Annotated in this window: 20 protein-coding genes; 13 read left to right on the top strand and 7 right to left on the bottom strand. The window is 75.2% G+C overall.

Annotated features, from left to right (window positions below; all coding sequences use genetic code 11):
* The first annotated feature begins 133 nt into the window (after nucleotides 1-133).
* Both NLX85_RS05215 and NLX85_RS05210 read left to right on the top strand, forming a co-directional pair.
* Nucleotides 134-1,108, top strand: a complete 975-nt coding sequence (locus NLX85_RS05215; protein WP_254331874.1) for an ATP-binding cassette domain-containing protein — start codon at nucleotides 134-136, stop codon at nucleotides 1,106-1,108.
* The gene (locus tag NLX85_RS05210; protein ID WP_254331873.1) at nucleotides 1,105-1,914 is read left to right on the top strand and encodes an ABC transporter permease; all 810 of its coding nucleotides are present in this window, start codon (nucleotides 1,105-1,107) and stop codon (nucleotides 1,912-1,914) included. Before NLX85_RS05215 ends, NLX85_RS05210 begins: the two co-directional genes overlap by 4 nt.
* Here the strand turns inward: NLX85_RS05210 and NLX85_RS05205 are convergent.
* From NLX85_RS05205 to NLX85_RS05190, 4 genes are read right to left on the bottom strand one after another with little or no spacing between them, the layout of a single operon-like run.
* Nucleotides 1,898-5,164: a BTAD domain-containing putative transcriptional regulator gene (locus tag NLX85_RS05205; protein WP_254331872.1), complete on the bottom strand. Its 3,267-nt coding sequence runs from the start codon at nucleotides 5,162-5,164 to the stop codon at nucleotides 1,898-1,900. The two genes, NLX85_RS05210 and NLX85_RS05205, sit on opposite strands and share 17 nt — an antisense overlap.
* A gap of 38 nt (nucleotides 5,165-5,202) precedes the next feature.
* Complete coding sequence (locus NLX85_RS05200; RefSeq protein ID WP_254331871.1) at nucleotides 5,203-5,610, bottom strand: PLD nuclease N-terminal domain-containing protein; 408 nt, start codon at nucleotides 5,608-5,610, stop codon at nucleotides 5,203-5,205.
* Between the two features lie 28 nt (nucleotides 5,611-5,638).
* Complete coding sequence (locus tag NLX85_RS05195; RefSeq protein ID WP_254331870.1) at nucleotides 5,639-5,938, bottom strand: DUF202 domain-containing protein; 300 nt, start codon at nucleotides 5,936-5,938, stop codon at nucleotides 5,639-5,641.
* On the bottom strand, nucleotides 5,935-6,321 hold the full coding sequence (locus tag NLX85_RS05190) for a DUF202 domain-containing protein (RefSeq protein ID WP_254331869.1): 387 nt from the start codon (nucleotides 6,319-6,321) through the stop codon (nucleotides 5,935-5,937). The genes NLX85_RS05195 and NLX85_RS05190 overlap by 4 nt, the downstream gene beginning before the upstream one ends.
* A gap of 41 nt (nucleotides 6,322-6,362) precedes the next feature.
* On the opposite strand from NLX85_RS05190, the gene NLX85_RS05185 reads away from it, so the two are divergent.
* The 4 genes from NLX85_RS05185 to NLX85_RS05170 all read left to right on the top strand — a co-directional run bounded on the left by NLX85_RS05185 (nucleotide 6,363) and on the right by NLX85_RS05170 (nucleotide 9,708).
* Nucleotides 6,363-7,160 carry a GNAT family N-acetyltransferase gene (locus NLX85_RS05185; protein WP_254331868.1) on the top strand — a complete coding sequence of 266 codons (798 nt, stop codon included), beginning with the start codon at nucleotides 6,363-6,365 and terminating at the stop codon, nucleotides 7,158-7,160.
* Between the two features lie 2 nt (nucleotides 7,161-7,162).
* Entirely contained in the window at nucleotides 7,163-7,567 is a 405-nt protein-coding gene (locus tag NLX85_RS05180; protein ID WP_254331867.1) for a hypothetical protein, read from the top strand.
* 389 nt (nucleotides 7,568-7,956) lie between these two features.
* Nucleotides 7,957-8,736 carry an electron transfer flavoprotein subunit beta/FixA family protein gene (locus tag NLX85_RS05175; protein WP_254331866.1) on the top strand — a complete coding sequence of 260 codons (780 nt, stop codon included), beginning with the start codon at nucleotides 7,957-7,959 and terminating at the stop codon, nucleotides 8,734-8,736.
* 12 nt (nucleotides 8,737-8,748) lie between these two features.
* On the top strand, nucleotides 8,749-9,708 hold the full coding sequence (locus NLX85_RS05170) for an electron transfer flavoprotein subunit alpha/FixB family protein (protein ID WP_148427080.1): 960 nt from the start codon (nucleotides 8,749-8,751) through the stop codon (nucleotides 9,706-9,708).
* 120 nt (nucleotides 9,709-9,828) lie between these two features.
* On the opposite strand, the gene NLX85_RS05165 is transcribed toward NLX85_RS05170, so the two are convergent.
* Both NLX85_RS05165 and NLX85_RS05160 read right to left on the bottom strand, forming a co-directional pair.
* Entirely contained in the window at nucleotides 9,829-10,584 is a 756-nt protein-coding gene (locus NLX85_RS05165; protein ID WP_254331865.1) for an anti-sigma factor, read from the bottom strand.
* A complete protein-coding gene (locus NLX85_RS05160) occupies nucleotides 10,538-11,143 on the bottom strand; it encodes an RNA polymerase sigma factor (protein ID WP_254331864.1) in 606 nt (201 codons plus the stop codon). The genes NLX85_RS05165 and NLX85_RS05160 overlap by 47 nt, the downstream gene beginning before the upstream one ends.
* Nucleotides 11,144-11,383: 240 nt before the next feature.
* Here NLX85_RS05160 and NLX85_RS05155 point away from each other — a divergent pair, with 240 nt between their 5' ends.
* The 7 genes from NLX85_RS05155 to NLX85_RS05125 all read left to right on the top strand — a co-directional run bounded on the left by NLX85_RS05155 (nucleotide 11,384) and on the right by NLX85_RS05125 (nucleotide 17,738).
* Nucleotides 11,384-12,214: a DUF4397 domain-containing protein gene (locus NLX85_RS05155; protein WP_254331863.1), complete on the top strand. Its 831-nt coding sequence runs from the start codon at nucleotides 11,384-11,386 to the stop codon at nucleotides 12,212-12,214.
* Complete coding sequence (locus tag NLX85_RS05150) at nucleotides 12,211-12,876, top strand: class F sortase (protein WP_254331862.1); 666 nt, start codon at nucleotides 12,211-12,213, stop codon at nucleotides 12,874-12,876. Before NLX85_RS05155 ends, NLX85_RS05150 begins: the two co-directional genes overlap by 4 nt.
* Before the next feature lie 88 nt (nucleotides 12,877-12,964).
* Nucleotides 12,965-14,140 carry a cysteine desulfurase family protein gene (locus NLX85_RS05145; RefSeq protein ID WP_254331861.1) on the top strand — a complete coding sequence of 392 codons (1,176 nt, stop codon included), beginning with the start codon at nucleotides 12,965-12,967 and terminating at the stop codon, nucleotides 14,138-14,140.
* Between the two features lie 37 nt (nucleotides 14,141-14,177).
* Nucleotides 14,178-15,251, top strand: a complete 1,074-nt coding sequence (gene mnmA, locus NLX85_RS05140) for a tRNA 2-thiouridine(34) synthase MnmA (protein ID WP_254331860.1) — start codon at nucleotides 14,178-14,180, stop codon at nucleotides 15,249-15,251.
* 37 nt (nucleotides 15,252-15,288) lie between these two features.
* Entirely contained in the window at nucleotides 15,289-16,293 is a 1,005-nt protein-coding gene (locus tag NLX85_RS05135) for a methionine synthase (RefSeq protein WP_254331859.1), read from the top strand.
* A gap of 36 nt (nucleotides 16,294-16,329) precedes the next feature.
* Nucleotides 16,330-16,698: a VOC family protein gene (locus NLX85_RS05130; protein WP_192579901.1), complete on the top strand. Its 369-nt coding sequence runs from the start codon at nucleotides 16,330-16,332 to the stop codon at nucleotides 16,696-16,698.
* Nucleotides 16,699-16,724: 26 nt separating this feature from the next.
* Entirely contained in the window at nucleotides 16,725-17,738 is a 1,014-nt protein-coding gene (locus NLX85_RS05125) for an ADP-ribosylglycohydrolase family protein (RefSeq protein ID WP_254331858.1), read from the top strand.
* A gap of 126 nt (nucleotides 17,739-17,864) precedes the next feature.
* On the opposite strand, the gene NLX85_RS32945 is transcribed toward NLX85_RS05125, so the two are convergent.
* Entirely contained in the window at nucleotides 17,865-18,470 is a 606-nt protein-coding gene (locus tag NLX85_RS32945) for a type II toxin-antitoxin system PemK/MazF family toxin (protein WP_256566130.1), read from the bottom strand.
* Nucleotides 18,471-18,501: the final 31 nt, after the last annotated feature.

Here is an 18,501-nt window from a genome sequence, read left to right as displayed (position 1 = left end):
CGCCCGGGTGACCGGCGACGGCGGTCGCGCCGTTCTGCCCGGAGGTTAAATCAGCGGTCTGTCAGCGCCTGTCGCCGTAACGTCAGCGCCGTCGCTCAAGGTGGGGTGACCAGCGAGAACGACGGGAGTTCCGATGACGTACGCGATCCGCGCGGAAGGTCTGGTGCGCCGCTTCGGCGCCACCACCGCGCTGGCCGGGGTCGACCTGGCCGTCCCCACCGGGACGGTGTTCGGGCTGCTCGGGCCGAACGGGGCGGGCAAGACCACCGCGGTGCGGGTGCTGGCCACCCTGCTCGCCGCCGACGAGGGCCACGCCACGGTCGGGGGCTACGACGTCCGCCGTGACGCCCACCGGGTGCGCCAGCTGATCGGCCTCACCGGTCAGTACGCCTCGGTCGACGAGAACCTGACCGGCACCGAGAACCTGCTGCTCATCGGCCGGCTGCTCGGGCTGTCCCGGTCCGACGCCCGGGCACGGGCCCGGGCGTTGCTGGCCGACTTCCACCTCACCGACGCGGCCGAGCGGGCCGCCAAGACCTACTCCGGCGGCATGCGGCGCCGGCTCGACCTGGCGGCCAGCCTGGTCGGCCGCCCGCAGGTGCTCTTCCTCGACGAGCCGACCACCGGGCTCGACCCCCGCAGCCGCAACGAGCTGTGGGACGTTGTCCGCGTCCTGGTCGCCGACGGGGTGACCGTGCTGCTCACCACGCAGTACCTGGAGGAGGCCGACCAGCTCGCCGGCCAGATCGCGGTGGTCGACCACGGCCGGGTGATCGCCCAGGGCACCCCGGAGGAGCTGAAGGCGCGCACCGGCGGCCAGGTGCTCGCCGTCCGCCCGACCGACCCCACCGACCTGTCGACCGTGGTGGCCGTCGCCACCGAGGTCACCGGGGTCGCCCCGGAGGTCGCCCAGACCACCGTCACCGTGCCGGTGAACGACCCGGACGTGCTGCCGGCCATGGTCCGCCGGCTCGACGCCGCCGAGGTCGCGGTGGCCGAGCTGGCGCTGCGCGGCGCCAGCCTGGACGAGGTGTTCCTCTCCCTGACCGGTCACCGTGCCGAGCAGGACGTCCCCGCCGACACCGACCTGGAAAGGATCCCGGCATGACCGCCGCCACCCTCGCCGCCCCGCTCGCCCCGGCCCGCCGGCCGGGCCTGGTCGCCGGCCTGCGGCACACCTTCACCCTGGCCTGGCGCAGCCTCGTGCAGATCAAGCACAACCCCATGGAACTGCTCGACCTGAGCATCCAGCCGGTGATGTTCGTGCTGCTGTTCACCTACGTCTTCGGCACCGCGATCGCCGGCTCGCCGGGCGACTACCTGAAGTTCGCGCTGCCGGGGATCATCGTGCAGAACGCCTTCTTCGCGACCATGACCACCGGCTTCGGGCTCAACACCGACCTCACCAAGGGTGTCTTCGACCGGCTCCGGGCGCTGCCCGTGGCCCGCTGGGCGCCGCTGGCCGGCCGGATCCTCGCCGACACCGTCAAGCAGGCGTGGTCGGTGGCGCTGCTGATCGGCGTCGGGATGATCCTGGGCTTCCGGGTGAACCACGGGTTCGCCGGGCTGCTGGCCGCGTTCCTCCTGCTGCTGGTCTTCTCGCTGGCCGCCTCGTGGATCTCGGTGCTGGTCGGGGTGCTGGTCAGCGAGCCGGACAAGGTGCAGATCTTCGGCTTCATGGTGATCTTCCCGCTCACCTTCACCAGCAACGCGTTCGTGCCGACCGACAAGATGCCGTCCTGGCTCCAGCACTGGGTGGAGGTCAACCCGGCCACCATCCTGGCCGACGCGCTGCGCGGCCTGCTGGTCTCCGGCCCGGTGGCCGGCCCGGTCGCCAAGTCGTTGATCTGGGCCGGCGTGCTGCTCGCCGTCTTCGCCCCGCTCGCGGTGCGGGCGCTCAGGCGTCGAGTGTGACGGCCACCGCCTCGGCGGCGGTCTCCCAGCGGTAGCCCAGCCCGCCCGCGTACGCCTCGGCGAAGCCCGCCTCGCCGAGCGCGTCGCGGGCGGCCGCCTCCACCCGGGGTCGGTCCAGCACCGCGTGGTCGGGGCCGCCCCGGATCCCGGTCGCCGCCCCGAGCAGCCGGGCGGCGGCGGCCGGGCGGTCGAGCCGCAGCGCCAGGTCGGCGTAGCCGACCAGCACCGCCGCGACCACGGGGGCGTCCTGCGAGCCGACGGCCAGCTTCAGGGCCTGGTCGTGCCGGGTCCGGGCGGAGACCAGGTCGCCGTCGGCGGCGTCGAGCACGGCCAGGGTGGAGGCGTTGAGCGCCCGCCACTGCGGGGCGATCGAGCGCTCGCCCACCAGGCGGGCGCCCTCCGTGAGGCAGGCGCGCGCCCCCGCCCGGTCGCCCTCCGCGCGCAGCAGCTCCGCCTTGCCGTACGCGAGGGCCGCCCGCGTCTCGTCCGACCCGGAGACCTCGGCCTCGCGCACGGCCCGGTCCAGTTCCGCCCACGCCCGGTCCCGGTCGCCGCGGCGCCACAGGTTGTGCGCCAGCCGCAGGCGCATCTCCGGCACGTCCTCGCGGACGCCCAGCTCCTCGAAGTAGGTCATGGCCTCCTCGTGGTGGGGCGTGGCCTCGGCGGCCTGGCCGCGCCGGTCGAGCAGGTCGGCCAGCGAGGTGAGGCTGAACGACATGCCCCACCGGTCGCCGGCCCGGCGGTAGTGCGCCAGCCCGGCCCGCAGGTCGGCCTCCGCGTCGGAGTCCGGCAGGCCCCCGTTGAGCAGGGCGTGGGCCCGGAGCAGCCGGGCGATGCCGGCCACCCACGGATCCGGGTCGTCGAACAGGGACGTCACGGCGACCATGGCCGGCGGCTGGAAGTTCCCGGCGAACGCCGCCGTGATCGGCCCGGCGAGGCGCAGCAGCGGGTGTTCGTGCTCGTGCCCGCGGGACAGCTCCGCGGCGCGGTCCAGCCACTCCCGGCTCACCGCGATGGTGTCGGGGTGGGTGGCGGTCAGGTTCAGCGCGGCGGTGGCGAGGGCGATCGCCGTGGCGGCGGGCGGCGCGCCGGCCAGTCCGGGCAGCGCGAGCACCTGGCCGGCCAGGTCGGCGCCCTCGGCGCGCTGGCCGGTGAGCCACCAGTACCAGCCGAGCGCGGCGGCGTACCGGACGGCGGTGGGGGCGTCGGCGACGGCGATCGCGTGGCGCAGCCCGGAGTGCAGGTTGTCGTGGTCGGCCGAGAGCCGGCGCAGCCAGTCCAGTTGTGCCGCGCCGCGCAGTTCCGGCTCGGCCGCCTCGGCCAGGGCCAGGTACTCGGCGGCGTGCGCCCGCCGGACCCGGTCCGCCTCGCCGGCCTCGGCCAGCCGGTCCAGGCCGTACTCCCGGATGGTCTCCAGCATCCGGTAGCGCGGCTCACCCGTGCCGCCCGCCACCAGCAGCGACTTGTCCACCAGCGCGGAGAGCCCGTCGAGCACGTCCCCGACCGCTCCGTCGCCGCACACCCGCTCGGCCGCCTCCAGGGTTGCGCCGCCCGCGAAGACGGCCAGCCGCCGCCAGAGCGCGCGCTCGGTGTCGTCGAGCAGGTCCCAGCTCCAGTCGACCACGGCCCGCAGCGTCTGGTGCCGGGGCAGGGCGGTCCGGCTGCCGCCGGTGAGCAGCCGGAACCGGTCGTCCAGCCGGGTGTCCACCTGCGCCGCCGTCATCGTGCGCAGCCGCGCGGCGGCCAGCTCGATGGCGAGCGGCATGCCGTCCAGCGCCCGGCAGATGCGCACCACCGGCCCGACCGTGGCCGCGTCCACCGCGAAGTCCGGGCGGACCGCGCCGGCCCGGTCGGCGAAGAGCCGCACCGCCGGGTACGCGAGCGCGGCCGCCGGGTCCGCGCCGGCCGGGGGCAGGGCCAGCGACTCCACCGGCCGCAGCGCCTCACCGGTGATGCCCAGCGGCTCCCGGCTGGTGGCCAGCACCCGCAGCCCGGGGCAGGCGGTGAGCAGCCGTTCGGTGAGGTCCGCCGCCGCGTCGAGCAGGTGTTCGCAGTTGTCCAGCAGCAGCAGGACGGCCCGCCCGGCGAGCGCGTCGACCAGCCGCCCGACCGGGTCGGCCGGCTCGGGGGCGCCGCGGCCCGCCCGCGCCAGCAGCGCCTGCTCGCGCAGGCCGAGCGCGGCGAGGGCGGCCTGCGGCACCTCGGCCGGATCGGTCACCGGGGCGAGCGGCACCAGCCACACCCCGTCCGGGAAGCGACCGGCCATGGCCCGGCCCGACTCGACCGCCAGCCGGGTCTTGCCGGCCCCGCCCGGGCCGGTGAGGGTGGCCAGCCGGAACCGGTCGAGCAGCCCGGCGACCCGGGCCACCTCCTCCTCGCGCCCGACGAAACTGGTAAGCGTGGCGGGCAGGTTCCCCCGGGCGGGGCGACCCGGATCGGCGACGGCCGCCGGGTGGCCGTCGGTTGGCGCCGGGCTCTGGGCCGGGTCCGCCGGGACGCGGCTATCGGAGTAGACCGGGACGGCCGCCGGCTCGCCGCGCAGGATCTCCAGGTGCAGGGCGGCCAGCTCGGGGCCGGGGTCGGTGCCGAGGGTGTCGGCGAGGGTGGCGCGCAGCCGCTCGTACTCGGCCAGGGCCTCCGCCGCGCGGCCGGCCCGATGCAGAACCCGGATCAGCAGCCCGGTCAGCCGCTCCCGCAGCGGATGGGCGGCGACCAGCTCGCGCAGCTGGGGCAGCAGGGCCTCCGGCGCCGCCCGGTCCAGCCGCGCCCGCACCAGGTCCTCGGTGGCGGCGAGCCGCAGTTCGGTGAGCCGGGCCACCGGCGCCCGGGCGAAGTCGGCGTCGGCCACGTCGGCCAGGGCCGGACCGCGCCACAGGTCCAGCGCCTCGGCCAGCCGGCGGCAGCCCTCCGCCGGGTCGTCCGCGAGCCGGGCCCGGGCGGCCCGGACGGCGGCCTCGAACCGGTGCACGTCCACGTCGTCCGGGGCCACGGTGAGCCGGTAGCCGCCGGGCTGCGCCTCGACGGGCAGCCCGGCCCGGCGCAGCCGCGAGACCAGGGCCTGGAGCGCGTTGGCGGCCCCGGCCGGCGGCTCGCCCGCCCAGAGCGCGTCGGTGAGCCGGCCGACGGTGACCGTCCGGCCCGCCTCCAGGGCCAGCAGGATCAGCAGCCGACGCAGCCGGGCGCCGCCCACCTCCACCGGCGTACCGGTGTCGGCGCGCAGCTCCAGGGGGCCGAGCAGGCTGATCCACACGGCGTCGATTGTGCCCGGCCGGCGCCCGCCGGCGGCGTTCAGACCTCCGGCCGGTCCCGGTCGTCCTGCCCGCGGCGCAGCTCCTCCTCGCGCCGGCGCAGGTCGTCCTCCCAGCGCCGGAGGCGCTCCTGGTCCTCCGCGCGGGAGCGCTCGGCGAGCGAGGAGAGGAACTCGGGGTCGTCGTCGGGCGCGACCGGCCGCCGGCGCTGCTGCTCGGAGAAGCCGTTCCCCATCGGCCAAGCGGTGCGGGCCGACCGGGCGCCCGCCTCACGGCCGGCGACGAACCAGGCGATCGAGCCGACCAGCGGGAAGAACAGGATGATCAGCACCCAGGCGATCCGGGGCAGCGCCCGGATCTCCCCCTCCTCGGCGGAGAGGCAGCTGATCAGCGCGCAGACGGCGAGCACGATCTGGGCCAGGAAGAGCAGCCCGTAGAGGCGAACCATGCCGGACATCATGGCCCACGGGGGACGGTCAGCGCAGCCCGCGCAACACGTGGAGCACGCCGAGCAGCGCCAGCCCGGCCGCCGCCAGCGCGGTCAGCGGGATCGACCAGCGCTGCGCGCCCCGCGGCCCGGCCCCGGTGGCCCGGCGCCAGTCGACCACGAGGACGCCCAGCCAGATGACCACCGCGAGCCCGGCCAGCAGCGCGTCGAACGCGCGGCCGGTGAACGCCAGCCGGAGCTCCAGCACCAGGATCGCGGTCACCGCGAGCAGCGTCCGCCGCCAGGCCAGCCGGGTGCGTTCCGGTTGCAGCCCGGGGTCCCGGCTCACCCGAGGCCCCGGGCCAGCACGGCGACCACGAGCAGCAGCGCGCCCAGCGCCACGACCAGGGCCAGGACGGCCGGGAAGCGGGAGGCGGGCAGTTCCTCGCCCAGGCGGATGGCCCGCTCGGTGCGGGCCCAGTGGTCCACCGCCCGGACCGCCACCGTGGCGCCGAGCAGCAGCAACGCGACGGCGATCCCCTCACGCAGGTGGGCGACGGGGAGCGGGGGCAGGAACTGGGCGGCGGCCAGCCCGCCCGCGACCAGCGCCAGCCCGGTGCGCAGCCAGGCGAGGAACGTGCGCTCGTTGGCCAGCGAGAAGCGGTAGTCCGGGGTGCTGCCGACCGACCGCAGCTCGCGCGGGTCGAACCACCGCCTGATCGTCTCCCACACGGAGTCGATTATCCGCTTTGCCCGGTGCCTAGCCTGAAGGGATGACCGATCTTGACGCGCGGAGCCTGCGCGACGCCTACGACACCCAGATCCGCCCGGAGATCCCGGACCCGCTGCCGGCCGGGGTGACCGTCGACCGGGACGGCCCGCTGGTCCGGATCCTCGGCCTGGACCACCGCGGCTTCATCACGTACCGGACGCTGGACGGGCTGGCCGGCGCCGAGCTGGACGCCCTGATCGCCCGGCAGGTCGAGTTCTTCCGCGCCCGGGGCGAGGGGGTCGAGTGGAAGCTCAACGGGCACGACGAGCCGGCCGACCTGGGTGATCGGCTGCGCGCCGCCGGCTTCGTGCCGGAGGACCTGGAGACCGTGGTGGTCGGCCCGGTCGCGGCCCTGGCCGCCGCCGTCCCGGTGCCGCCCGAGGGGGTACGCCTGCGCGAGGTCACCAGCCGGGAGGACCTGGAACGGATCGCCGCCATGGAGGAGGCGGTCTGGAATGAGGACCGGAGCCACCTGGTGACCGGGCTGGCCAAGGAGATCGAGGCGGACCCGCAGTCGATCACGATCGTGGTGGCCGAGGCGGGCGACACCGTGGTCAGCGCCGGGTGGGTGCGCTACCTGCGCAACACCGGTTTCGCCACGCTGTGGGGCGGCTCGACCCTGCCCGAGTGGCGGCGCAGGGGCGTCTACCGGGCGCTGGTGGCGTATCGGGCGCGGCTGGCCGAGCAGCGCGGCAAGACGCTGGTGCAGGTCGACTGCTCGCCGGACAGCCGGCCGATCCTGGAGCGGCTCGGGCTCGTTGCGGTCACCACGACCACCCCGTACGTCTACACTCCGTGATCATGGAGCGGTTGACGGCGGACGAGCAGCTCACCCTCAAGACCGGCGCCTTCGGGGCCGTGTTCCTGGTCTCCAACGCCGTGCCCGGGATGCTGGCCATGGTGCGGGAGAGCATCGCCGCGTCCGGGGCGCTGGGCGACGCCAGCGGGGTGGTCAAGGAGGCGCTCACCACCGGCCCGCTGCCGCAGTTGCCTCGCGACTCGGCGCTGGAGATCGAGGCGATCGTGCTGCCGGCGCTGGGCCGGGCGGTGGAGATCCTGCGGGCCAAGTCGCCGGGGGACGTCCAGGCGTACCGGTCGGTGGTGCTGGCCGCGGCCGACCGGGTGGCGCAGGCCCACCGGGGGATCGAACCCGCGGAGGCGGCGGTGATCGACAAGGTCAGGCAGGCGCTGGCCGAGCCGGCCTGACCGGCTCGGCCGACCAGAGCGCCCGCACGCTGGCGCGGACGCAGCGGTCACGGGCCCGGCCGCAGGCGCACCGGTAGGTGTCCGCGAGCATCCGGCGACAGGCGCGGGAGGCGGTACGCGGTCCGCCCGCCGCCTCCCGCGCCTCCGTCGAAACGCGCTTTTCCGACATATCCGTCACCTCCCTGTTTCGGGAGCTTACCCGGCGCGACGCGCTCCGGTGAGCTGTGTCACCCTGAGGCTCCGGGGAGCGGATGCTACTTGTGGGTAACATTGCCCCGTGGGCAACTGCACAGCCCCGCGCGGTTGACCGAACGTTAAGCCACGCGCGAGGCTGCGCCCGTGACCGGGCGAGTGATCGCTACACCAAACAGGAGGGTCGTCGAAGCGCGATGAACATCGTCGTACTCGTCAAGCAGGTGCCCGATTCGGGCGCGGACCGCAACCTGCGTCCTGACGACAACACCGTCGACCGCGGTTCGGCGAACAACGTCATCAACGAGATGGACGAGTACGCCATCGAGGAGGCGCTGAAGATCAAGGAGGCGCACGGCGGCGAGGTCACCGTCCTGACCATGGGTCCGGACCGGGCGACCGAGTCGATCCGCAAGGCGCTCTCCATGGGGCCGGACAAGGCCGTGCACGTGGTGGACGACGCGCTGCACGGGTCCTGCGCCGTGGCCACCTCGAAGGTGATCGCCGCCGCCCTCGGCCAGCTCGGCGCCGACCTGGTCATCTGCGGCGCGGAGTCGACCGACGGCCGCGTCCAGGTCATGCCGCACATGATCGCCGAGCGGCTGGGCGTGGCCGCCCTGACCGGTGCGCGCAAGCTCACCGTCGACGGCGCCACCCTGACCGTCGAGCGGCAGACCGAGGAGGGCTACGAGGTGGTCACCGCCTCGACCCCGGCCGTCGTCTCCGTCTGGGACACCATCAACGAGCCGCGCTACCCCTCCTTCAAGGGCATCATGGCCGCCAAGAAGAAGCCGGTGCAGACGCTTTCCCTCGGTGACCTGGGCGTCGCCCCCGCCGAGGTGGGCTTCGACGGCGCCACCAGCGCCGTGCTCGAGCACACCAAGCGCCCGCCGCGCTCCGGCGGCGAGAAGATCACCGACGAGGGCGAGGGCGGCGTGAAGCTGGTCGAGTTCCTCGCCACCGAGAAGTTCGTGTGAGAGGTCTGGGACATGTCTGAGGTTCTCGTCGTCGTCGAAGCCACCAAGGAATTCGGCGTCAAGAAGGTCACCCTGGAGATGCTCACCCTCGCCCGCGAGCTGGGCACCCCGAGCGCGGTCGTGCTCGGTGGCGCCGGCGCCGCCGAGGCGCTGAGCGCCAAGCTGGGCGAGTACGGCGCGGAGAAGGTCTACGCCGCCGAGGGCGAGGAGATCGACGGCTACCTGGTGGCCCCGAAGGCGACCGTGCTGGCCGAGCTGGTCCGGCGGGTGCAGCCGGCCGCCGTGCTGCTCGCCTCCTCCCAGGAGGGCAAGGAGATCGCCGCCCGCCTGGCCGTCAAGCTGGACAACGGCATCCTGACCGACGTGGTGGCCCTCGCCGCCGACGGCACCGCCACCCAGGTCGCCTTCGCCGGCTCCACCATCGTCAAGTCCAAGGTCACCAAGGGCCTGCCGCTGGTCACCGTCCGGCCCAACTCGCTCAACCCGACCCCGGCCGCGGCCACCCCGGCCGTCGAGCAGCTCACCGTGTCGGTCTCCGACGCCGACAAGCTGGCCAAGGTCGTCGAGCGGGTCGCCGAGCAGAAGGGCTCCCGCCCCGAGCTCACCGAGGCGTCGGTCGTCGTCTCCGGCGGCCGCGGCGTCGGCAACGCCGACAACTTCAAGCTGGTCGAGGAGCTGGCCGACCTGCTCGGCGGCGCGGTCGGCGCCTCCCGCGCGGCGGTCGACTCCGGCTTCTACCCGCACCAGTTCCAGGTGGGCCAGACCGGCAAGACCGTCTCCCCGCAGCTCTACGTCGCGCTGGGCATCTCCGGCGCGATCCAGCACCGGGCCGGCATGCAGACCTCGAAGACCATCGTCGCCGTGAACAAGGACGGCGAGGCGCCGATCTTCGAGCTGGCCGACTTCGGCGTGGTCGGCGACCTGTTCAAGGTCGTCCCGCAGGCCGCCGAGGAGATCCGCAAGCGCAAGTGACCCCGTCACGACACGAGCCGCCGTCCGGTGATCCGGGCGGCGGCTCGCGTGTGTCGCGGGCCCTTCCGTGCGGTGGAAGGGAGCTGATCGGCGGGCCGGGGAGCTGAGCCGGCCCGCCGATCAGCCCGTCAGGGTGCCCCTCAGCAGACTGTCGCCGGAGTGGGCGGGCTTGTTGTCGAACTGTTCGGCGGAGACGTCGACCACCGAGTAGGTCCGGAGGTCCACGTTCGGGGGCATCGGCAGCAACTCGTCTCCCGACGCCTTGCTCAGCGTACCCAAGGAGAACATCTCCATCGTCTTGGGATCGATCAGCCAGACCTCGTAGTACCCCGGAACGCTCGGGAGATTCGCCACGTGCAGGTGGAGCTGGTTGTCGCCGAGCACCCGGGCGTCACCCGAGGCGTCCTTCGGCGTCGCCCCGAACGCGGCCAGCGGCGCGCTGGCCAGCACCGTCGGCTGCGGCGCCGGCTCGTCACTTCCGCCCAGCACCACGGCGGTGCCCACCACGCCGATCAGGGCGGCGGCCGTGGCGGTGACCGCGGTGGTCGCCCAGCGGGGCCAGCGGCGGCTGCGGCGCGGTCGCGGCGCGGCGGCCGGTGCGGCCGGCTCACCGGAGCGCGGCGGGCGCCGGTCGTCCAGCGTGGGCAGCTCCTCGGCGGCCCGGATCTCGGCGACGATGCCCTGCCAGACGTGCTCCGGCGGGTCGGGCAGGTCGGTCAGGCCCTGGGTGCCGGCGCCCAGCCCGGCGACGTGCTGGAGCGTCTCCAGCTCGCCGCGGCAGTGCTCGCAGGTGTCGAGATGGGTGGCCTCACGGTCCGCCGCCTCGCTCTCACCGAGCGCCAGAAAGACCAGCCGGTCGTGGTCCAGGTGCTGCACCGTCCACCTCCCATCTGCGTTTCAGGCTCTGCATGCCGCGCCGGATATGGCTCTTGACCGTACCGAGCGGCACTCCGGTCACGGTCGCGATCTGCTGGTGGGTCAGGTCGTCGTAGAACGCCAGCTCCAGCATCCGGCGCTGCTCGTCGGGGAGCCGCGCCAGCTCGTCGGCGACCACGAGGCGGTCGACCACCGTGTCGGGGTCGGGACCGGTGGAGACCGGCTCGGGCAGCTGCTTCACCGTCTCGACCACCCGGGTCTCCCGGGCCGCGACCCGGATCCGGTCGACCACCTTGCGTCGCCCGATGCCGAGCAGCCAGCCGATCAGTGAACCCTTCGCCGGGTCGAACGTCTCCCGGCCGAGCCAGGCGGCCACGAAGGTCGCCTGGGTCACATCCTCGGCGTCGCTCCGGTTGGCCAGCGTCGTGGTGGCCAGGTGCAGCACCGCTCTGCCGTACCGGTCGTACGCCTCGCGTAGGGCGGCCTCGTCGCCGTCGCGGAATCGCGTCGCGAGGTCGTCCTCGCCCGGCGGCTCCGGTCCCTGCGATGGCACCGTCACGGGGCGGCTCGCCTTCCTTGGGGCATGCCGAACTGTAGCTTCCACAGCCCTCGCCCCACTCTCCCGGTGTGTCCGTCGGTCCCCCCGTCACCTCCCGTTCGTCAGCGGGGGCGGGTCCGGATGCACCGCGGGCCGGAAAAAGAAATCGGATCCCGGGCGCATCCGGGGGCGACGGAGCCGGCGTAACTCGTTCTGCACGCCAGGCCTGACGAATCAGCACCAACCACCAGGAGACAGACAATGCAGTTCGCCATGTTCCGTCGGGTCGCCGCGATCGGCGCGGTGTCCGCCCTGACGTTCGCCGGCGTCGGCGCCGCCACCATGAGCCCGGCCTACGCCGCCTCGTCCAAGGTCTCCGTGGTCCACGGCATCCCGGACACCCCGGTCGACGTGTACGTCAACGGCAAGAAGACGCTGGACAACTTCAAGCCCGGCGACGTGGCCGGCCCGCTCACCCTGCCCCAGGGGGAGTACGACATCGCCCTGACCAAGCCCGGCGAGGCCATCGACAAGGCGATCCTCACGGTCGACGACGCCGCGGTGCCGGGCAGGGCGAACATCAGCCTCGCCGCCCACCTGAGCGCCGATGGCAAGCCGCGGATCACCCCGTTCGTCAACGACGTGTCCAAGGTGGACGCCGGCAAGGCCCGCCTGATCGTCCGGCACACCGCCGCCGCCCCGGCCGTCGACGTACGCGCCGATGGCAAGCCGGTCTTCGAGAACCTGACCAACCCGAAGGAGGCCAAGGCCGACGTGGCCGCCGGCACCGTCAAGGCCGACGTGGTGCTCGCCGGCACCGACACCGTCGCCATCGGCCCGGCCGACCTGAACCTCAAGGAGGGCACCGCCACGATCGTCTACGCGATCGGCTCCGCGGACGCCAAGAACCTGACCGTGGTCGCCCAGACGATCAGCGGGCTGCACTCGGCCCCGGGCGGCGTGCCCAGCGGCACCGGTGGCCAGGCCGGCACCGGCGTGGACGCCTGGTGGTACGTGCTGGCCGGCGCCGGCGTGCTGCTCCTGGTCGGCGGCGGGGCGCGGGTGGCCACCGCCCGCACCGGTCGTCGGTGACGGTGCGACACCGCGGGGCGCTGGCGGCCATGGCCGCCGGCGTCGCCGCGCTCACCGCCGCGACCGTGGTGGCCTGCGGGTCGCGGCCCGCCGAGGACGTCGGCGCCGAGGAGGCGGCGGCCCTGGCCAGCGCCACCCCCGCCGCGCCGGCCACGGCCGCGGGTGACCCGTCGGTGCCGGTGAACGCGGGCACCCTGCCGGCGGCCGGGGCGACCGTCCCGCCGGTGGGGCTGCGCATCCCGCCGATCGGGGTCACCGCCACCGTCGACCCGGTCGGCATCAACCGGCGCACCGACGAGTTCGAGGTGCCGCCCAGCGTCGACCGGGTCGGCTGGTACCGCTACGGCCCCGGCCTGGAGGCCGGGACCGGCTCGGTGGTGATCGCCGGCCACGTCGACAGCGCCGACCAGGGCAGGGGGGCGTTCTTCCGGCTGCGCGAGCTGGACCGGGGGGACACCCTCACGGTCACCGGCTCCGACGGCCGGGAGCGCCCCTACCGGGTGGTGGCCCGGGAGGAGTACGCGAAGACGCGGATCCCGCTCGACCGGTACTTCGCCCGGGACGGCAGCCCCCGCCTCACCCTGATCACCTGCGGCGGCCCGTTCGACGCGAAGACCCGGCACTACCGGGACAACATCGTCGTCACCGCGGTTCCCACCTGAGGTGTCCGGACCGTCCGCCCCCACCCCCGTGCGGGACGGGTGGTCCGGCATCCGGCGGCACGCCCGTCGGCCGTTAGGCTGAACGGTGATGGCATACCTGGATCACGCGGCGACGACCCCGATGCTCGGCGAGGCACTCGAGGCGTACGTCGCCACGGCCCGCGAGGTGGGCAACGCGTCGTCGCTGCACGCGGCGGGCCGGCGCGCCCGGCGCCGGGTGGAGGAGTCCCGCGAGCGGGTGGCCGCCGTGCTCGGCGCCCGCCCGTCCGAGGTGATCTTCACCGGGGGCGGCACGGAGAGCGACAACCTCGCCGTGAAGGGCATCTTCTGGGCCCGCCGCGCCGCCCGGGCCGAGCGGATCCGGGTGATCTCCAGCGCCGTCGAGCACCACGCCGTGCTGGACGCGGTGGACTGGCTGGCCGGGCACGAGGGCGCCGAGGTCGGCTGGTTGCCGGTCGATGCCGCCGGCCGGCTCGACCCGGAGCGGCTCCGCGCCGAACTGGCCGCGCACGGCGACCAGGTGGCCCTGGTCACCGCCATGTGGGCCAACAACGAGGTGGGCACCGTGCAGCCGGTGGCCGAGCTGGCCGCGGTCGCCGCCGAGCACGGGGTGCCCTTCCACACCGACGCGATCCAGGCGGTCGGCCAGGTGCCGGTCGACTTCGCCGCCAGCGGCGTGGCCGCGCTCACCGTCACCGGCCACAAGCTCGGCGGCCCGACCGGGGTCGGCGCGCTGCTGCTGGCCCGCGACGTCGCCGCCACCCCGCTGCTGCACGGCGGCGGCCAGGAGCGCGACGTCCGCTCCGGCACCCTCGACACCGCCGGCATCGTCGCCTTCGCGGTCGCCGTGGAGGCCGCGGTGAAGGGCCAGCAGGAGTACGCGGCCCGGGTCGCCGCGCTCCGCGACGACCTGGTCGAGCGGGTCCGGCAGGCCGTCCCCGAGGTGATCTTCAACGGCGACCCGACCGACCGGCTCCCCGGCAACGCGCACTTCTCCTTCCCCGGCTGCGAGGGGGACGCGCTGCTGCTGCTCCTCGACGCCCAGGGCATCGCCTGCTCGACCGGCTCGGCCTGCTCCGCCGGGGTGGCCCAGCCCTCACACGTGCTGCTGGCCATGGGCGCCGACGACGACCGGGCCCGCTCGTCGCTGCGCTTCACCCTCGGTCACACGAGCACCAAGGCGGAGGTCGACGCCCTCATCGCGGCGCTGCCGGGCGCCGTGGAGCGGGCCCGCCGCGCGGCCGCCCTCCGCACCCCCCGCTGACCCGGATACCCTCGGTGATGACGAGGGGAGTGAGCTGGTGAGGGTTCTGGCGGCGATGTCGGGCGGGGTGGACTCCGCCGTGGCGGCGGCGCGCGCGGTGGAGGCCGGGCACGACGTGACCGGCGTGCACCTGGCGCTGGCCCGCAACCCCCAGACCTACCGCACCGGCGCCCGGGGCTGCTGCACCCTGGAGGACTCCCGGGACGCCCGCCGCGCCGCCGACGTGCTCGGCATCCCGTTCTACGTCTGGGACATGGCCGACCGGTTCCATGAGGACGTGGTGGACGACTTCGTGGCCGAGTACGCGGCGGGCCGTACCCCGAACCCGTGCCTGCGCTGCAACGAGAAGATCAAGTTCGCCGCGGTGCTGGACCGGGCCGTGGCCCTGGGCTTCGACGCCGTGGTCACCGGCCACCACGCGCGGCTCGGCGCGGACGGCCTGCTGCGCCGCAGCGTCGACGCGGCCAAGGACCAGTCGTACGTCCTCGCGGTGCTCACCCGCGCGCAGCTCGACCGGTCGATCTTCCCGCTGGGCGACTCGACCAAGGCCGAGGTGCGCGCGGAGGCCGCCCGGCGCGGCCTGGCCGTGGCCGACAAGCCGGACTCGCACGACATCTGCTTCATCGCCGACGGCGACACCAGGGGCTTCCTGTCCCAGCGGCTCGGCGAGGCCCCCGGCGAGGTGGTGGACGCGCTCACCGGCGCGGTGGTGGGCAGCCACACCGGCGCCTACCAGTACACCGTCGGTCAGCGGCGCGGCCTGCACCTGGACCGGCCCGCCGCGGACGGCCGCCCGCGCTACGTGCTCTCCATCACCCCGAAGACCAACACGGTCACGGTCGGCCCGGCCGAGGCCCTCGAGGTCGCCGAGGTGCGGGCCACCCGTCCGGTCTGGACCGGCGGCGCGCGCCCCGACGGGCCGATCGAGTGCGAGGTGCAGCTGCGGGCGCACGGCGACGTGGTGCCGGCGACCGTTTCGCTGCACGCCGACGGGCTGCACGCCGACCTGCGCCGCCCGGTGCGTGGGGTGGCCGCCGGCCAGGCGATCGTGGCGTACCGCCCGGATCCGGCCGGCGACGTCGTCCTCGGCTCGGCCACGATCACCGGCTGAGCCTCGAGCCGCGCGGCGCGGTGGATAGGCTGCGGCGGTGAGTGAGACGACCTGGCCGTGGGGAGTGGGCACGGCGACGGGGATCGGGTCGTTGCCCGGCACCGACGTCGCCGAGGCGCAGCGCGTCGTGCTCGGTGAGCTGCCCGACCTGCCGCACCTGCCGGAGCTGCCCGCCCGGGGCCCCGGCGCCGACCTGATCGGCCGCACCGGCGGCCTCCTCGTCGAGCTGCCCGTCGAGCTGTACGCGGCCCGCTGGCGGATCGCCCCGCGCCCCGGCAAGGATCTGCGCCGCGCCCGCGACCTGATGGAACGCGACCTCGACCAGCTCGCCGAGCAGGCCGAGGAGTACGCCGGCCCGGTCAAGGTCCAGGCCGCCGGCCCGTTCACCCTGGCCGCCTCGCTGGAGCTGCCGATCGGCGGCCGGCTGCTGCGCGACCCCGGCGCGGTCCGGGACCTCGCCGGCTCGCTCGGCGAGGGACTGCGCGGGCACGTGGCGTCGGTGGCCCGGCGACTGCCCCGCGCCACGGTGCTGCTCCAGCTCGACGAGCCGTCGCTGCCCGCGGTGCTGGCCGGCCGGGTGCCCACCGAGAGCGGCTTCGGCACCCACCGGGCGGTCGGGTCCGAGGTGGCCCGCGCGCTGCTGCACGGCGTGATCGAGGCGGCCGGCGTGCCCACCGTGGTGCACTGCTGCGCGCCGGACGTGCCGCTGGACCTGATCCGCACCGCCGGGGCCGCCGGCGTCGCCCTCGACCTCGCCCTGGTCACCGACCTGGACCCGCTCGGCGAGGCCATCGACGCCGGGCTCGGGCTGCTGGCCGGCGCCGCGCCCGCGCTGCCGCCGCCGGCCGGTCGCGCGCCGACCTCGGCCCAGGTCGCCGACCGGGTACGCCGGGTCTGGGACCAGCTGGGTTTCCCCCGCCGGCAGCTCGCCGAGCAGGTGGTGGTCACCCCCGCCTGCGGCCTGGCCGGGGCCACGCCGGCGTACGTGCGGGCGGTCCTCGCCGCCTGCCGGGACGCCGGCCGCCGGCTCGCCGAGGAGTGAGGTTTCCTGTCGCACGGCGGGGGCAGGATGACCGGCATGATTGGACAGCTGCGTTCCGTGGTGATCGACTGCCCCGATCCGCGCGCGCTGGCCGGCTTCTACGCGGAGCTGCTCGGCCTCCCGCTGATCGAGGACAACTCCGACGGTGACGACTGGGTGGTGCTCGGCGGCCGGCCGGGCCACCAGCCGCGTCTCGCCTTCCAGAAGGCGCTCGACCTGCGTGCCCCCGAGTGGCCCGACCCGGAGCGGCCGCAGCAGTTCCACCTCGACGTGACTGTCGACGACATCGAGGCCGCCGAGAAGGCCGCGCTGGCCCTGGGCGCCCGCCGGCTGCCCGGCGAGGGGGAGGGCTTCCGGGTCTACGCCGACCCGGCCGGGCACCCGTTCTGCCTCTGCTGGGACTGACCGGGCGGGTCTTGCGCGGGCGGGGCATGATCGCCACCGTGATCGACTCCGCCCCGCGCCGCGCCGCCGGCTCGCTCTTCGGCCTCGCCTACGGCGACGCCCTGGGTAAGCCCACCGAGTTCCTCACCGTCGCCGAGATCGTCCGCCGCTACGGTCCGGCCGGCCCTCGCGAGCTGACCGGCGATCCCGCGCTGGTCACCGACGACACCCAGATGGCGCTCGCCGTGGCCTGGGCGCTGCACGACGCCCCGGCCTACACGGCGGAGGCGGTGGAGCCGTTGCTGCGGCGGCGGTTCCTCGACTGGGCGGTCAGCCCGGACAACAACCGCGCGCCCGGCATGACCTGCCTGCGCGCCTGCGCCGAGCTGGACCGGGGCACCCGCTGGCAGGACGCGACGGTCGCCGGTTCCAAGGGCTGCGGCGCCAACATGCGGGTCACCCCGGTCGGGCTGCTCGACGTCGACCTCGACACCCTGGCCGGGCTGGCCCAGCTCCAGGCCGGCCTGACCCACGGCCACCCGACCGGCCTGGCGGCAAGCGAGCTGACCGCGTACGCGGTCCGGCTGCTGCGCGACGGCGCCGCCCTGCCCGAGCTGCCCGGGCTGCTCACCGAGCGGGCCCACGCCCAGCGCACGGTCTACCGGGCCGACTGGCTCGGCGACCTGTGGCAGCGCGCGGGGGAGCGCACGCCGGAGGAGTTCATCGCCCGGGGCTGGGACGAGTGCCTGCGCGTGCTCGGCCGGCTCGACGCGGCGCTGGCCCGACCCGACGACGGCGGCGACCCGTGCCGGCTCACCGGCGAGGGCTGGATCGCCGAGGAGGCCCTGGCCACCGCCCTGCTCTGCGCGCTGCGGCACGCCGACGACCCGGTCGGCGCGCTGGCCCGCGGCGCCACCACGGCCGGCGACTCGGACTCCATCGCCGCCCTGGCCGGCGCCTTCGTCGGCGCCGCCCACGGCATGTCGGCCTGGCCACCCGCCTGGTCCACCCGAATCGAATACGCCAACCAACTAACGACCCTGACCACCCCCCTGGACTGACCTCCCCCGCGCGGCCCGAGCGCGTTGATCATGAAGTTATCGCCACGACACGCCGGAGAGCGGCGCAATAACTTCATGATCGACTCGGGTGGGCGGTGGGGCGGCCGGGTGGTGGGGGCCGGGGGGTCAGGGGGTCAGGTGGGGGAGGCGGCGGATGGCGTGCCAGAGGTCGGGGTCGCATGGGCCGGCCCGGTCCTCGAACGCGGCGAGGGGCAGCGGGATGGGCTCGCTGATGTCCAGGAAGCTGTCGTGGTCGGCGTTCGGATCCCAGCTCCGGGTCGGGATCGGCACGTGGTCGTCCCGCTCCGACTTGTCCTGGCTGGTGATCTTCAGGACGTCGGCGTCCCGGCCGTCGACCCGCAGCACCAGGCAGGGGCGCACCTTCGAGCCGGTCCCGTCGGCGTAGGGCACGTCGGCCCACCAGATATCCCCGGCCCGGGGCGCCGTCGCCGGACCCCGCCCGGCGTCCCGTGGCCGCGGCGCCGCGCCGGTACGCCCGCGCGCCGGTTCACCGCCCGGGCGCCCACCGCCGGGGCGGGTGCCGCCGCGGGTGCGCGCGTCCTTTTCCGGGCGCGAACCACGAGGGGACCTGCCGTCCGCCCCGCCCCGGCGCCCCGCGCGCCGACCCGCCTCCGAGGACCGGTCAGCGGCCCGGCGTCGCCATTCGCCCCACAGCCAGCCGGCCGCGACGCAGGCCACGATCACCGCCGCCCAGAGCAGCCCGTCGCGCATCCGTACCCCTGCCTCTCGCCCGTGCCGGCCC

This window comes from Micromonospora sp. A3M-1-15 (assembly GCF_024213425.1).
Lineage (GTDB): Bacteria > Actinomycetota > Actinomycetes > Mycobacteriales > Micromonosporaceae > Micromonospora > Micromonospora chersina.
Note: the sequence above shows the minus strand (reverse complement) of the source record. Positions and strands in the feature narration are given on the sequence as shown.